Raw genomic sequence first — 14,850 nt, 5'->3', positions numbered from 1 at the left:
GAAAAGCGCGAGGATACCTATCTCGCCATGCTGCAGTTCGCGTGCGGTCTCATTGCTTGGCGCTCCGCCCTATCGAAATAGGCTCTAACTCGTGTATCGATCCCTTTGATCCTGTGGCGCGACGATCGGTAAGTCCTTGATTTCGATTTTGGCCCGTTTCAATAGCTTTGGCGGCTTACGCGAGCTCCTGGCAGGGAATCTGCCTCAGGAGAGGATGCAGGCAGTTCGGCCGCGCCCGCTTCTGATTATCGGCGACACGCCCCACCATGGCGCCTCGGGAATATGGGGACACTCGAACATCACTTCCTTGGCGTTCGTGTACTCTTCCCAGCGGCCGCGTGATTCGAGCGCCATTGGGCTCAGCTTCCATTGCTTCAAAGGGTCGTGGATGCGTCCCAAGAAGCGGGATTCCTGATCCTTGTCAGAAATCGAGAACCCGTATTTGATGAGCTTGATGCCGGAGCACGCCAACATACGTTCGATATCCATGCCCGGGCGATCGAGGCATTGGTACGCAACATACGGCGCCTGGCGGATCATTGTTCCGTGCTGATGCTGCAGGGGGCGTTTTCCCACGAACCGCAGGCAACGCTGAACCTGTTTCGCCGATTGGGCGGCCGGCTTCCGGTGCATGCGGCCGACTGCCTGCAACAGGTCGCGCTGCTACCGGGAGGCGGCTGGCAGGCGTCGGATAGCTGGCGCTTCGATGCAGTCCCGGCCGGCACGCGGGCATTGATTTCCTGCGTGCCGGTCGTCGCCAAGGCAGTCATCGCCGCAGCCATCGCTGCCACCGAGGCGCCCCGCGCGTTCGGCGCTATGACACGCTGTTTGCAGACGAAGTAGAAGGCACGCTTGATCCACAGCGCAAGCGCACGTTCATGGCAATGAAGCGGCAAGTCCTGCGTATGGCGGGTACGGCCGTCAATTCTTCGTGTCGCAGTCACCGGCATTAACGGCGATGGCCAAGCTGGTCATCGATCTTCAGCAATGGCAATCATCTGACCACAGTTTGGTTGACGCTCGTTCCAAATTCAGTCTATATTCAGACTGATCATTTCATATACTGCGAGAATGGCCATGCAATTTTCATCACACATTAAGCCAATCAGTTACCTCAAGGAAAAGACCGCATCCGTGGTCAAGGAGATTACCGCGAGCCGCGAACCAATGATCATCACACAAAATGGGGAGGCGACGTTTGTCGTGCAGGACATCAAAAGCTTTGAGCAAACCCAGCAAACGATGGCGCTGCTGAAGATTCTGGCGTTAGGACAAAAGGAAATTGCACGCGGCCAGTTCGTCGATGCAGATGACTTCTTTGCCAACATGGACCAGGAAGTTGCCGGATGACGTACCCGGTAGTCTTGCTCAAGGGCGCCCAATCGGAGCTTCGGAACTTATATATCAACTATCTACTGCCAAATTTCGGCGCCGAGGTGGCACGCGATAACTATGTGGCGATCAAAGCGTCGGTGGAATCGCTGAAGACCACTCCGAGAATGGGCAGGCCGATTCCCGAACTGCTCGAGACGGGATTCGACCATTATCGGCAGATGGTCGTTGAGGATCTGAATAAAATCATTTATCAGATCGATGATGAGAAGAAGATCGTGTACGTTCATCTCTTCTGCTCTACCCGTCAGGATTTCGAGACGATACTGCGCACGCGATTATTGGGGGCATATCCATAGTGCGGCACTTCGCCCCGCTTGATCCCTTCCGGGAAATGGCGATGCTTGGAATGCCCCCGTCGTGGCGCGGTAAATCTTTGGGGTGAACGCACGAAGTTCGGGATGCATCATTATTTTTTTTTACCTGTTAGATTAAACATGTGCATCTTCGATAAATTGTCTTAAGGAATTCTGCAGGCAGGCGACAGCATGGTGGCGCCGAGGCAAATTTCCAGGAGAATTCGCGGCCAATGTGACTGAAAAGACGTTAGCGAGCGTGAATGCAGAATTTCAGTGCAGGACAATAGCAATAGGTAGGTCAGGTTCTCCTGGGACAAATTATTGAACGGCCTCAGGAGAGCTGCAGCGCCGCTTCTCATTCCGTGTATTTATCTTGTTATTTTCATTACATATAGTAGATTTCTCTACATGAATGTAAATACAAGAACATGGCTGCTGCTTGTTACCACCTTACCAACGGCTGGAGCCACCGCGCGAATGCGGCTATGGCGGGGAATCAAGGCGCTGGGATGTGTGGCCTTGCGCGATGGGGCGTACTTGCTTCCAGAAGGAAGCAAGCGTGCTGCGGCCCTGAGCAAACTCGCCGGTCAGACCAATGCCGATGGCGGACAAGCGTGGGTGGTTCATCTTGCTGCGCGGTCTGCCGACGACGATGCAGCATTTCATGCTCTCTTTAGCCGGGCAGAAGAGTATGCCGACTTTGCCAGCCGCCTTGCCCAGGCTAGAAAGGCCTTGGCATCTCAAAGAACCGCCGAGCTAGCCAGGACGCTGAAGCGGCTGCGCAAGGACCTGGAAGCCATTCAGGGCATCGATTTCTTTCCCAATGAATCGTCGCTTGCGGCACAGACAGCTTGGGCCGACTTCCAGGAAGCCGTGGAGACGATTCTGTCCCCGGATGAGCCGCATGCCGAGATACGGACGATTCCACGGTTGGCCCGAACTAACTACCAAGGCCGTACTTGGGCAACGCGCCGGCATCTCTGGGTCGACCGGGTGGCCAGCGCCTGGCTCATTCAGCGATTCATTGACCGCGAGGCGAAGTTCCTCTGGCTCGACAGCCCGGCCCATTGCCCACCCGAAGCATTGGGCTTCGACTTCAACGGCGCGGCATTCACCCACGTCGGCGACAAAGTGACATTCGAGGTGCTACTGGAGAGCTTCGACCTGGAAAAGGACCGTGGCTTGTCGCCAATCGCAGCGCTCGTCCACTTTCTCGATGTCGGTGGTACCGTGCCCCCGGAAGCCACCGGGCTCGAAGCCATTCTGTCAGGGACGCGGGACCGCTTACGCGACGACGATGACCTTCTCAGGGAGTTCAGTCATGTCCTGGATTCACTCCACCGCCATTACAGTAAGGAGGCGGCAACATGACTGATGGCTACCAACTTCCCCGATACAGCCTCTGGCAGATGGTGCTGTACATGCTGCGCCTCGGTGCGCTGGGCTTTGGTGGCCCGGTCGCGCTGGTGGGCTACATGCATCGCGACCTGGTGGAGGACAGGAAATGGATTACCGATAGCGACTACAAGGAGGGGCTGGCGCTAGCTCAGATGGCGCCCGGGCCCCTGGCCGCGCAACTCGGCATTTATCTCGGCTTCGTTCACTACCGCGTCCTCGGTGCGACGCTTGCCGGTCTTGCCTTTGTTCTGCCGTCATTCCTCATGGTGGTGGCGCTCGGCTGGGCCTATGCCCGGTTTGGTGGGTTGTCGTGGATGCAGGTAGTGTTTTATGGTGTCGGGGCGGCGGTCATCGGCATTATCGCGATGAGCGCAAAGAAGCTGACGCAGAAAAGCATTGGCAAGGACAAGCTGCTCTGGGCGATTTACCTGTTGCTGCTAGTCGTCACAGTTGTGACCGAGTCCGAAGTGGGCTGGCTGTTCCTCGCCTCTGGTGTCGTTGTGTGGTTACTGCGTGCACCACCGAAATGGCTAGCGCGTGGCGGCGTCCATGCCGCAGCGTTGATCCAAGCACCGATGACAGGTGCGTGGCTCGGGTCGATGGATACATCGTTGCTGACCCAAATCGGGCTCTTCTTCGGCAAGGCTGGCGCGTTCGTCTTTGGTTCGGGGCTGGCCATTGTGCCGTTCCTGTATGGCGGGGTCGTGCAACAGCACCACTGGCTCAATGAGAAGCAATTCGTCGACGCTGTGGCTGTCGCCATGATTACTCCCGGGCCGGTAGTCATTACAGTCGGATTCATTGGCTACCTGATTGCCGGCTTATCCGGAGCTGCCGTTGCGGCCCTGGCCACGTTCATTCCTTGCTACCTGTTCACTATTATCCCGGCACCGTACTTCAAAAAATACGGGAAACTGCCTGGGGTAGTGGCGTTTGTCGACGGTATCACCGCGGCGGCAATCGGTGCCATCACCGGCTCCGTCATCGTGCTAGCACGACGCTCCATCGTCGACATTCCGACAGCCGTCATTGCCGTCGTCGTGGTGGCTTTGCTCTGGCGCTTCAAGAAACTCCAAGAACCAATGGTCATCGTAGCTGCGGCAGTTGCCGGATTCATTCTGTATCCGGTTATGCATTGATGAAGGAGTCCCGCCGTGTTGAAACGTATTGCAATTTCCGCTGCCCTTGCCGCAGCAGTCAGTGCTCCGGTTTGAGCTCAGGCATCGGTATTGGATGCCGCTCGCATCGAACAGGGACTTAGCATGAAGTGACGCTACAACGCCAAGGAAAATGTGTTTAAGGTGCCATTCGCGCGGTAATTCCGCCTTATTGAGCTGTGACATTCTCTGTATGCAAGACATAGAGAGACAGAGGACGATCGCCCAAGCATACATCGCACGAATGTTCATGTTGGTTACTGAGCTGCGTGCAATTGGCGTCACACTGTTGATTGATGATTTCGGAACGGGATATTCATCACTGGCGCAACTCCATCGTATTGATGTCGACGTATTAAAAGTTGACCGGGCATTTACCAAAAGCCTTAGCGACGGGGCAGAAGGAAAGCAGCTTTTTCGAGCGATTGTGTCGATGGCGGACGCGTTTGATATGAAAGTCGTCGCAGAAGGAGTCGAAACTTCTGAACAACTGGATATTCTCCAGTCTCTATCGTGCGATGAGGTTCAGGGTTTCCTGGTATCGAAAGCGGTAACAGCAGGTGAAGCGGCCAAGCTCATGCTCAAGCGAATACTCCTTCCACACCGCGGACCGCCATTTGAGACGTTTGTTTCGGCTTGATTTATGGTCGATATGACGGATGACTTTTAGTGCTTCTGTAGCATTGCGGTAATCTCTTGTGCAGGAACAGGGCGTGAAATCAAGTATCCCTGAATCTGGTCGCAAGAGAGGTCCTGTAACAGGCGTAGTTGCTCGTCATTTTCCACGCCTTCGGCAATGACCGTCATATTGAGCGAGTGGGCCAGCGAGATGATGGATTTGACAAACACCAGGCCCGGGGAGCCGTTGCCGAGTTGCGCAATGAAGCTCTGGTCAATTTTGAGTACATCCATCTGCAGGCGCAGCAGTTGCGACAGGGATGAATAGCCCGTTCCGAAATCGTCGATGGCCAGCTTCACTCTCATCTTCCTCAACTCGGCGAGTTGGGACTCGATTTCGGCATGCTTTGCTAACATCGATGATTCGGTAATTTCTATTTCCAGCAACTCTGGCGCGACATCGTATCGCTCAAGGCATGCCGCAATCGTGTGGACCACGACGTTCTGATTAAACTGCTGTGCCGAGACATTCACGGATATCGGCACCAGCCTTATCCCCTGTTTCCGCCACAGTGCCAATTGCTCGCACGCTTGTTCAATCACCTGCGTTCCAAGTGCGACAATACGGCCCGTCGCCTCGGCCAAGGGGATGAATTCGGATGGTGGGATCAATCCTTTGTCGGGATGCTGCCATCGTACAAGCGCTTCCATTCCACAAAGTTCGCGCGTTGCGGTATTCACTTGTGGCTGGTAAAACAGAATGAATTGCTTTTTCTCCAGCGCTTCGGTCAACGCGTTTTCAGATGAAATCCGTTTCTTGATATCCTCCCCAAGCTGGGGCTGGTAAAAGCGATAGCCATTCTTTCCTTCGCTCTTCACTACGTACATGGCAGCGTCCGCATTCCTCAAGAGTGTTTCGCTATCGCCCCCATCGTCGGGAAAGACTGCGATGCCAATGGATACGCCGACCGATTGTCGTTCAGCGTGAATCTCGAGGGGAGGATTGAAGGCCTCCACAATCCGGTCGGCTACGCGTGTTGGCTTCGTGTTGCGAAGGACAGGTTCAAGGACGACGACAAATTCGTCCCCGCCAAACCGTACAACGCAATCGGTTGGCCGTAAAACGGACTGTAGCCGATGAGCAGCAGCCCGTAACAAGGCGTCTCCCGCAGAATGGCCTAACGTGTCATTGACTCTCTTAAATCCATCGAGGTCGATAAACAGTACCGCCACACCGAATTCACTGGCAGCCGCACGTTGTAATGTCGCAGGCAACGCTTCCTCGAGCCATTGCCTATTGGGCAGGCTTGTTAAAGCGTCATGATTTGCTCGGTGGAGTAGCTGCTGCTCATATGCCTTGGCTTCACTGATGTCTTTGAGTACAAGCGCAAGCCCGAGGCTGGTGCGGGTCATCTTTCTATGCAGCCAAACCATTTTGAGAGGGCTTTCCGGCGGCACCGGATAATCGTCTTCGTAGTAGCCATCCTCCATGGCTTGTCGATACGTTTTCATGAGCTTCTCGAAATACGTCGGCTCATAAAACGAGGACAGTCTTTTACCAACCAGTTTTTCTTTGCCCACGCCGTAAATGCCTGCTGCGCGCTCATTGGCATCCACGATGACAAAATCAGCGATCTGCTTTTTTCCATCGTAGACCGCTCGCCACATCAGGAAACCTTCGCTGCCACCTTCCAAGGTTATCCCGTACATCGCCCTGGCCTTCTCTGACTCATGTCGAATGCGAATAAAGCGCAACGACTGGAGGGTTGAAACCAACGCAAAAAGAAACAATACTGCCGTGCCGGCAATAGCAAAATTTTTATAGGTATTACTGCTTTTCCGGTAGGGTTCAAGAATTTCATCTTCGCTTAATCCCACAACGGCGGCCAGCGGGTAGGATTTTAGGTGGCTTCCCGCCACCAAGAATGGCGAGGTTTTATCTGCATCGAGGCTGGATTCTTTTACTGGTCCTGGGGCCGCCAACAATTGCTGAAGCACGTGGCGCGTGGCCGGCTTGAAGTCGCGAACGGAACCGCCAATACCAGACGCACGCAAGTGACCATCGTCACCGACTACTGCAAGGAGCCCACGTTTCCCCAGGCTCGCTGACTCATAGAATGACAAGAAGTAGGGGATTTCGGCGGAAACGATGACAACGCCGTCAAAGGAACCGTCCGGTGCATTGAGCCTACGTGAAAACTGGACAATGTTCGTTCCCAGCACCCGGCCGACAACAGGCGTGCCGACTCGCAACACGTTCGAATTATTTTGCTTGTGAAAAAGAAAATATTCACGGTCGTTCACCATTACGGTTTTGGTGATCGGTATCGTCGCAGTGACAAGACGTCCACGGCGGTTGGCAATATTCACCCTGAGCAGGGTCGTCGACGGGAATAAACCCGTTTTAACGAGATTCTCAAGCCGCAGTTGTCCTTTTGATAGTAACCAATCATATTGAACCTGAAGGGTCATCTGGTCGATTTGCTGGACGTTGCGATTCAGCTGTCGCGCATAACCATTGGCCAAAGAGGCTGCGTCTTTGAAGCCCTGTTGCTGAAGTTCACTTTTTTCCGACTGCAGCTTGGCGAATGTAGTCCCCCAGAGGGCCACGCCAAAGACCAAGCAAACCAACGGCCACAGGAGCAGGTGAGAGAAGTTGCTTCTTATAGATGAAAGAATTGCCGAAAGCCGGTGCCTGCGCTTCATAATTTTGGCCATTACGTCTTGTTCCGGGCTTCCGGGAGAAACTCGCTCCTTAGCGATTTCGCCAAAAAGTTCTGGCGAGGGACAGTAGAACTCATGCAGATTGTTGATTTGCGGAAAGAGTATAGCAATGAGAGACACGGAGGAACATCAGAAAAATCCGACGCGTGGGATTTACGTGGCGTTTTCCATGACGGGTGCGAGTCTCCAATCCATCTTCTAAGCGAAGAGGGCATGAAGATTAAGAATCTTCATTACAAATCTAAGGTAAATACCTGATGGAAAAAGGACTTTTCTACTAGTCCACATTTCCTGTGAATAAGTTTGTGAATAACAGGGTGTTGACAAGCCGCAACTCAAGGAAACATACCGTTTTTATTAGATTGCCCACAAAATGGGCAAGTTGCTTCCACCTGACAAATCAATGACTTAATGGAAGATGATGCGCATATTGGTTGTGGGTACAAGGGACTGTCAAAAATATTTTTTACGTATTGAGTATGTGCACAAACTGTACTAGCGTGAACGGATTTGTGCTGGTTTGACAAGAGGTGGCGGGGCCCTTTATGCGATGCGACACGCGTCATGCATCACCCTGAGGAACGTGCGGTGCCATCGGGGCCAACGCACAAGCGCAGAGTCCGAGTAACGCGATAGCTGGCTCGATGAACGGCAGCGCCCGCAGCCGCATCGTCCAAGCCGAGGCGGGCAGCGATGCCGCACTCGCACGCTTCGATGCGGCGGTGCTGAACGCGCTGCGCGAAACCGAAACTACCTTGACCGTGTATGCACGCGATCTTGATCGCCATGCGGACCTGACGCGCGCCCGCGACCAGAGCGCACTGGCGTCGCGGCAAGCACGCGAGCTGTGCCGCTACGGCCGCGCCGATTTTCTGACCGCGCTGGACGCCGAACGCACGCTCGCCACGGCGGAAAGTGCGCTGGCAGCGTCCGACGCGCAGCTTACCAGCGACCAGATCGCCGTGTTCCTTGCCCTGGGAGGGGGCTGGGAGCCGCAGTAGGCCAAACATTCATCCATCTCCCACGCTGCCGGCGGTTCACAATAGGAATAATCAGGAACATCTTCATGGCGCATACTCACGTTGCCAGGAATACCCCCCGAACGGTGCTGTTTGCCAGCCTCATCGGTACCACCATCGAGTTCTTCGATTTCTACATTTACGCCACTGCCGCGGCGCTGGTCATTGCCGCGTCGAACCGATCGGCCATCCTGCAGTCGCGCGCGAGACCTTCGCCATCGCCTTCTTCGCACGGCCGATCGGTTCGGCCTTGTTTAGCCACTACGGCGACCAGTTCATGCTTGGTCATCGCAGCAGCGACGCTTCGCCAGGGACAACCGACTAGGTATAGCCGCCTGAGCAACGAAGCACTACGCAGGCCCGACGCGGACCTGAAAGTGGATGTCATACTGCATCGTCGAAATAGGCGCGTGAAATAACCGACGAAAGGTGTGGATTAGTCGGCCTGCTTCCTGTATATTGAATTTGCTGCACTTGCATCAAGTCGTAATCGTTGTCGGTCTCTTTCCTGTCTTGCTCTTCCACAGAGCCATTCCCGTTTGAATCCCTTCAGTTAGATCTCCCTTGGTTTCGGGTGCGTTTCGGGCTTTGCCCATTATCTTTTCAACAAGGAAATAGCATGAGTACTCAAACTGGCACAGTGAAATGGTTCAACGATGCAAAAGGTTTCGGCTTTATCACGCCGGATAACGGCGGTGCTGACTTGTTCGCGCACTTCCAGGACATTCAGGCAAATGGCTTCAAGAGCCTGGCTGAAAACCAGCGCGTCTCGTTTGAGCGCGGCACCAGCCCAAAAGGCGAAAAGGCCAGCAACATTCGTCCCATCTAATAGACGACGGCCGCAGTGTGCGGCCGTTAAAATGACTGATCAGTCGTGAAGGCCGGCATCGGCCTTTCTCGGCAACCAACGCGGCAAATTCAAGCAGCGAGGACACCACGCAGATAGCATGGGTTGTCGTAATACTTGGACGAGGACACCATGCAAATAGCGTGGGTCCAGGAAAACTATGCTGGGCACGATCAGTCAGCTTTGCAACGACGCAGCAATGCGGTCTGTACTCACAATAGCGCGACGCGTTCGGATCATGAGGGCATCATGCAGGTAGCATGAGCGCTCACAACATCAGTTCAGAAACACCACGCAGATAGCATGGGTTGCTGTGACGTAGCGATGAGTAGCAAGAAAGCTCGCTTCGGCGGGCTTTTTTATTTTTCCGCCCAATCTTCACCAAGTCACCCCTTGGGCAGTGCCAAAGCGCGATGACAACACATCATGACGTTGTTATTGCACCGTTCCAATAACCAGAGCTGCATGCAGGCATGGTTCAGGCCGCAGTACGAGCGTCTGGCATTAAGGGCACGAAATACTATACCCGACAAGACTGGAGAATTGAACATGGAAAGAATGGACCTTTGTGACGCAAGCGATGCTGTGTCCAGTATGCATGTGTTGCGTGCGGAGCTGACCGCGGACCTGGACGATATAGAAAATCGCATCCACGACCTCGTACAGTCGCCCTTGGCAACCTCGGATAGTGGCATCAATGACATGCAGGTTTACTGCGTAGCCCGGGCTGCTTTATACAGCGGCCTTGCCAGTATCAACGAAGTGCTGGGATGGGTACGCTTAATGGCGGCAAAAGATGCCGACGGCAATATGCCGGAGGTAGTGAAGTCCCTGCCAACGGTACCAGTGTTTTCACTTCATTAACCGTATGACACTATTTCATCCTGTCGACCAACGACCAGATCCTTCTGGGGCGCGGCGATCATCTTGCCTCGATGGTGCCCAGGGCGGCGCAAAATGTATTCGGATATTTTTCAGCAATAAGCGCCGCAGCCAAGCCCGAAATTTTCTCTTGAGGTGACTGTTGGGCCAACAGGGAAGCAGGTGTTGATGTTCACCTCACGCGGCGTCCGGTTACTTTCACCGCTAACTATTTGGTTCGCGTAGGCAAGGAGGAAATTCATGAGGTTAAAAGCTCGCAGAGTTTGTCGCACGGCGAAAGTGCTTGCCGCACTTCTGCTATTAAATGGTTCCACAGCGTTCGCGCAAACTCGGCAAGAGCATGTCCATCAGATGTCTCACAGTGCCATGCCTTTCGACGCGTCAAAGACCGTACACGTGTTCAGGATGACCGAGTCGGGAGGCATGCAGCAGGTTATCGCAAGAGATCCAGGCGATACCGACCAAGTATCACTGGTTCGGCAGCACCTTAAACACGAGGCCGGAAGGTTTCAACACGGTGACTATGCCGATCCGGCGACGCTGCATGGCGCGGACATGCCTGGCCTTAAGGAACTTCACGCCGGGGCCTCGCGCATCAAGATTTCGTATACGGAATTGCCGGCGGGTGCGGCCATCACATTCCGCACTGCTGATCTGCATCTCATAACAGCTATTCACCGCTGGTTCGGTGCTCAGCTTTCGGAGCACGGCGTTGATGCCAGGGCAGAGTGAGTGTCGCTATTCCAAGGAGACGCTTCAACCGGCCGGCTGACTCGTTAGTTGGCCTCGATATCATCACGATATTTCTTCATACGCACCTCTGAAGTTGCTGGAACCAGAAATCACCGAATCATCGAAATGGCGCACTTTGCTAAATGCCTCATCGGCAAAATTCCAATCGTAACAGCCAGCACCGCAACGCGTTTTTCGGAACGGCGGGCCATCGCGCGGGAAGCGGATAACGAGCGGCGCAGCCACTGTGACGTCGGGGCGTCAGCGGGTGTAATGCCCATAATTCTCGCTCTTATCGATCCGGGATCTTCTTTGGACGATCGTGGGAATGCTGCTTTCGATGCCTGTCGCAAAAAGAAACCAGGGAGTTGCCATATTCGAGCGACATCATAACGATGGCTGCGCGGTCACGGCCTCGGCGGGCACGTGATCGAGCGTTTTCAAGCCGGTGAGCGCCATGCAGTCATTCAGCTCATCTTCGAACAGCTTCAGGGCGCAGTCGACGCCCTCGCGGCCATTGGCCGCCAAACCGTACAGGCATGCACGCCCACTGAGGCAGGCATGTGCACCACGGCCGAGCGCCTTGACGATGTCAGCGCCGGTGCGGATGCCACCATCGAACAACACTTCAATCCGGTCACGCACTGCGTCTGCGATACCGGGCAGCACCGAAATCGATGATGGAGCGCCATCGAGCTGGCGGCCACCATGGTTGGACACGATGATGGCATCGGCGCCAGCATCAATCGCCAGCCTCGCATCGTCAGCCAGCATAATGCCCTTCAGAATGAGCTTGCGGTCCCATTGCTTGCGCACCCATTTGACGGTGTCGAAGTCGAAAGAAGGATCGAACTGCGACTCGATCCATTGCGTCAAGGCCGACAAATTCTTGACCTGCGCCACCTCATGTTCCAGGTTGCCAAAGGTCCGGCGCTTGCTCTTCACCATGCTGAGCATCCAGCCCATATGCTTTGCCATATCGACGGCATTGTGCAGCGTCAACTTGGGCGGTACCGACAGGCCGTTCTTTTCGTCGGCCCAGCGCTTACCCTGCACATGCAGGTCGAGCGTCAGTACTAGTGCCGAACAGCCTGCATCATGTGCACGACGGATCAGGTTTTCGTTGACGTTGTGCTCTTTCATCAAGTACAGCTGGAACCAAAACGGCTTTCCGGTCGCTTCCGCCACATCTTCAATGGAGTTGATCGACATCGTCGACAAACAATACGGCACACCGAAATCCGCAGCCGCCCGCGCCGCCTCGCATTCGCCATTAGGCCAGGTCAAGCCGGCCAGTCCGGTCGGACCAATGGCTAGCGGGATGCGTGCCGGATCCCCCACCATGGTTACCGCCAGCTTGCGGTCGGCGACGTTGCGCAAGTCATGCTGACGCAGGGCCAGCGCCCGCATGTCGTTGACGTTGCGCTGCAAAGTGATTTGCTGTTCGGAACCACCGTGCACGTAGTCGAAAATGACGGCTGGCAAGCGGTCCTTGGCCATGGCTTCGAGATCAAAAATGCTGGTAATGGGTTTCATGGACTTTCTCCAGTCAAATTTCACCGCGGCGGGCCAGTGTTTTGATCCGGTCGCCGATGCGACAGGCGAGCGCCTGGATGGTGAGGGAGGGATTGACGCCACCGCAGGTCGGAAACAGCGAACCGTCACAAATCCACAGGTTGGGAATGTCCCAGCTCCGGCCATCGGCATTCACCACGCTGCTTACCGGGTCGTCGCCCATGCGGCACGTTCCCATGAGATGGCTGGTGTCGTCACTGGTCCAGAGATCGCGGCCGCCGGCGGCAGCCAGCATGTCGCCCATGAAGCGCACGGCGTGGCGTTGCAGGCGCTTGTCGTTGTCGGAATAGGAAAACACGACACGCGGAATCCTCAGGCCGTATTGATCGGTTTCGTCGATGACTTCCACCCGGTTCTGCGCTCTCGGTTCGGTCTCGGCCACGGGCACCAGGCCGGCCATATGGTTGTATTTCAGCATTTCCGCGCGGAGTGTATCGCCCCACAGATGGCGCTGCGTCGCCATCAGTTGCGCCCATGCGCGCGGCAGCGGGCCTTGACTCATGAAAGCATAGGCGCCGTGGAAATCCTTGCCTTGGTCGACATAGTTCCAATGCTCGGTGACCGCCATGTTGGGCGGCCCCTTGTACCAGCGGATTTCTTCATCGAAGGTCGCCCAAACGCCGGGACCGGCATGCGTGGTGAGGTGCGTGCCGACCAGCCCCGAGCTATTGGCCAGTCCTTGCGGAAACTGCGGGCAGGCGGAATTGAGCAGCAGGCGTGGCGTTTCGATCGCATATCCAGCCACCACCACGTTTTTCGCTCGCTGAAAATGCCATGCCTCGTTGCGATGGTAATGCACACCGATCGCTTGTCCGCTGCGGCCGTTGCCGTCCATCTCGATTCGGCCGACCATCGCGAGATCGCGTACTTCCGCGCCCGCTTTGAGCGCGCGTGGAATCCAGACGATCAGCGCACTCTGCTTGGCATTGGTCGAGCAGCCAAAATTGCAGAAGCCGCGATATACGCACGGCGGTGACTTGCCGCGCGGCGCGGAGACGGTGGCGAGTGGCGTCGACGCCCATCGAATGCCCATTTTTTCCGCACCCCGTGCAAGCACCAGGCCCGACGCATTCATTTCGTGTTCGCGATACGGATAGCGGCGGCGCGGCGGCCCCCATGGATAGTTCACCGGCCCCGAGATTTTCAGCGCCTGCTCGGCTTCTTCATAGTACGGCACCATTTCTTCATACGAAACCGGCCAGTCGAAGCCATAGCCGAGTTGGCTGCGGCACTTGAACCATTCGGGCCGAAAGCGCAAGGAAATCATGCTGAAATGCACGGTCGAGCCGCCAACGCCACGTCCGGAATTGTTGCCGCCAAGCGCAATTGGGTTGTCTCCGGCGGTGACGCGCGCGTCGGTCCAGTACAGTTTTTGCTGCTCCAGTTCGTCGGATGCGAAATCATCAAGCGGACGCCAGAATGGGCCGGCCTCGAACACCACTACGGAAAAACCAGCTTCTGCCAGTTTGCAGGCGAGCGTGGCACCGCCGGCGCCGGAGCCGACGATCGCAAAATCGACAGGCTCGTCATGTCCAAATTCGCGCATCGGCATCCAGCCGCCGGACTGAAACACATCCGGCGCGCGGCCTTGTTTTGCGCGCAGCGCTTCCGCGCTCATCTGGCTTCCTTCGCTTCCCAGGCGTCGCGCTCGTCGAAGCCGAGGCGCACATAGCCACGCGGGCTGGCCGGTCCGCCAAAGCCGATCTCGCTCCACGCGGCAGGATGGGAATAATAGATGCCGGCAGCAGTCTTGACCAATATGTCGATGAAGAAGCCCCGCGCCGGAACCGTGGTCCAGATGGCCGCATCGACTTGATTTCGTTCGATCGCACGCAACAACGTATCGCATGATGCGGCATCCAGTTCGACGAATCCGCATCCATGTCGCCGATGCGATTCCAGGTCGATCGCTGCCAAGCCCGCCCGCCAGGCGTCGCGCATCGGCGGCATATTGTCGTTGCGGAACCCTTCGCCGCGGTTGCTCGACAACATATCGTCAATCCACGGCACGATCGGTATCGGCTGGGCGCGTTCCGGTTGTGGCATCACGCGCGCAACGATGGAATCCAGCAAGGTCCACTCGTGTTGCGTAAAGAATCGCCGTTCGGGAATGACATGCAGCCGTGCGGCCAGCACGCCGCGCGTTTTGTCATCGAAAGACGGGGTATCCCATTTGCCGAGCACGTCATAGTGTGGATAAAGCATCT

General features: G+C 55.8%; 13 protein-coding genes and 3 pseudogenes. 11 read left to right on the top strand and 5 right to left on the bottom strand.

Annotation, left to right across the window (positions count from 1 at the left end):
- Positions 1 to 181: 181 nt before the first annotated feature.
- Positions 182 to 483 (bottom strand): annotated as a pseudogene (locus TSA66_RS03450) (polyphosphate kinase 2); the annotation flags it as partial.
- A gap of 24 nt (positions 484 to 507) precedes the next feature.
- Here TSA66_RS03450 and TSA66_RS27580 point away from each other — a divergent pair.
- From TSA66_RS27580 to TSA66_RS03420, 6 genes are all read left to right on the top strand, one after another.
- Positions 508 to 843, top strand: coding sequence for a hypothetical protein (locus TSA66_RS27580; protein ID WP_232429398.1), 336 nt, complete (start codon positions 508 to 510; stop codon positions 841 to 843).
- 234 nt (positions 844 to 1,077) lie between these two features.
- Positions 1,078 to 1,350 (top strand): type II toxin-antitoxin system Phd/YefM family antitoxin, encoded by a 273-nt coding sequence (locus tag TSA66_RS03440; RefSeq protein WP_040042149.1) that lies wholly within the window; start codon positions 1,078 to 1,080, stop codon positions 1,348 to 1,350.
- The gene (locus tag TSA66_RS03435; RefSeq protein WP_040038992.1) at positions 1,347 to 1,691 is read left to right on the top strand and encodes a type II toxin-antitoxin system RelE/ParE family toxin; all 345 of its coding nucleotides are present in this window, start codon (positions 1,347 to 1,349) and stop codon (positions 1,689 to 1,691) included. The genes TSA66_RS03440 and TSA66_RS03435 overlap by 4 nt, the downstream gene beginning before the upstream one ends.
- Before the next feature lie 408 nt (positions 1,692 to 2,099).
- Positions 2,100 to 3,062 carry a chromate resistance protein ChrB domain-containing protein gene (locus TSA66_RS03430; protein ID WP_040042148.1) on the top strand — a complete coding sequence of 321 codons (963 nt, stop codon included), beginning with the start codon at positions 2,100 to 2,102 and terminating at the stop codon, positions 3,060 to 3,062.
- Positions 3,059 to 4,228: a chromate transporter gene (locus TSA66_RS03425; RefSeq protein WP_040038991.1), complete on the top strand. Its 1,170-nt coding sequence runs from the start codon at positions 3,059 to 3,061 to the stop codon at positions 4,226 to 4,228. The genes TSA66_RS03430 and TSA66_RS03425 overlap by 4 nt, the downstream gene beginning before the upstream one ends.
- 268 nt (positions 4,229 to 4,496) lie before the next feature.
- A complete protein-coding gene (locus tag TSA66_RS03420; protein ID WP_232429397.1) occupies positions 4,497 to 4,886 on the top strand; it encodes an EAL domain-containing protein in 390 nt (129 codons plus the stop codon).
- A 26-nt stretch (positions 4,887 to 4,912) separates the two neighbouring features.
- Here TSA66_RS03420 and TSA66_RS03415 read toward each other — a convergent pair whose 3' ends face one another.
- Positions 4,913 to 7,582, bottom strand: a complete 2,670-nt coding sequence (locus tag TSA66_RS03415; RefSeq protein WP_052452077.1) for a bifunctional diguanylate cyclase/phosphodiesterase — start codon at positions 7,580 to 7,582, stop codon at positions 4,913 to 4,915.
- A gap of 656 nt (positions 7,583 to 8,238) precedes the next feature.
- Here TSA66_RS03415 and TSA66_RS03410 point away from each other — a divergent pair.
- The 5 genes and pseudogenes from TSA66_RS03410 to TSA66_RS03395 all read left to right on the top strand — a co-directional run.
- Positions 8,239 to 8,589 (top strand): annotated as a pseudogene (locus tag TSA66_RS03410) (TolC family protein); the annotation flags it as partial.
- 65 nt (positions 8,590 to 8,654) lie between these two features.
- Positions 8,655 to 8,881: pseudogene (locus TSA66_RS27575) on the top strand (MFS transporter); the annotation flags it as partial.
- 345 nt (positions 8,882 to 9,226) lie between these two features.
- Complete coding sequence (locus TSA66_RS03405; RefSeq protein WP_040038988.1) at positions 9,227 to 9,436, top strand: cold-shock protein; 210 nt, start codon at positions 9,227 to 9,229, stop codon at positions 9,434 to 9,436.
- 567 nt (positions 9,437 to 10,003) lie between these two features.
- Positions 10,004 to 10,318, top strand: a complete 315-nt coding sequence (locus tag TSA66_RS03400) for a hypothetical protein (RefSeq protein ID WP_040038987.1) — start codon at positions 10,004 to 10,006, stop codon at positions 10,316 to 10,318.
- A 258-nt stretch (positions 10,319 to 10,576) separates the two neighbouring features.
- On the top strand, positions 10,577 to 11,068 hold the full coding sequence (locus TSA66_RS03395) for a hypothetical protein (protein WP_040038986.1): 492 nt from the start codon (positions 10,577 to 10,579) through the stop codon (positions 11,066 to 11,068).
- A 387-nt stretch (positions 11,069 to 11,455) separates the two neighbouring features.
- Here the strand turns inward: TSA66_RS03395 and TSA66_RS03390 are convergent, their stop codons facing one another.
- The 3 genes from TSA66_RS03390 to TSA66_RS03380 are packed head-to-tail and all read right to left on the bottom strand — an operon-like array spanning position 11,456 to position 14,848.
- The gene (locus TSA66_RS03390) at positions 11,456 to 12,604 is read right to left on the bottom strand and encodes an alpha-hydroxy acid oxidase (protein ID WP_040038985.1); all 1,149 of its coding nucleotides are present in this window, start codon (positions 12,602 to 12,604) and stop codon (positions 11,456 to 11,458) included.
- 13 nt (positions 12,605 to 12,617) lie between these two features.
- Complete coding sequence (locus tag TSA66_RS03385) at positions 12,618 to 14,261, bottom strand: GMC family oxidoreductase (RefSeq protein ID WP_040038984.1); 1,644 nt, start codon at positions 14,259 to 14,261, stop codon at positions 12,618 to 12,620.
- Entirely contained in the window at positions 14,258 to 14,848 is a 591-nt protein-coding gene (locus TSA66_RS03380; protein WP_040038983.1) for a gluconate 2-dehydrogenase subunit 3 family protein, read from the bottom strand. The genes TSA66_RS03385 and TSA66_RS03380 overlap by 4 nt, the downstream gene beginning before the upstream one ends.
- Positions 14,849 to 14,850: the final 2 nt, after the last annotated feature.

It is taken from the genome of Noviherbaspirillum autotrophicum (assembly GCF_000818395.1).
Classification (GTDB): Bacteria; Pseudomonadota; Gammaproteobacteria; order Burkholderiales; family Burkholderiaceae_D; genus Noviherbaspirillum; species Noviherbaspirillum autotrophicum.
The sequence above is the reverse complement of the archived record's forward strand: the minus strand, read 5'-3'. Positions and strand labels throughout refer to the sequence as shown.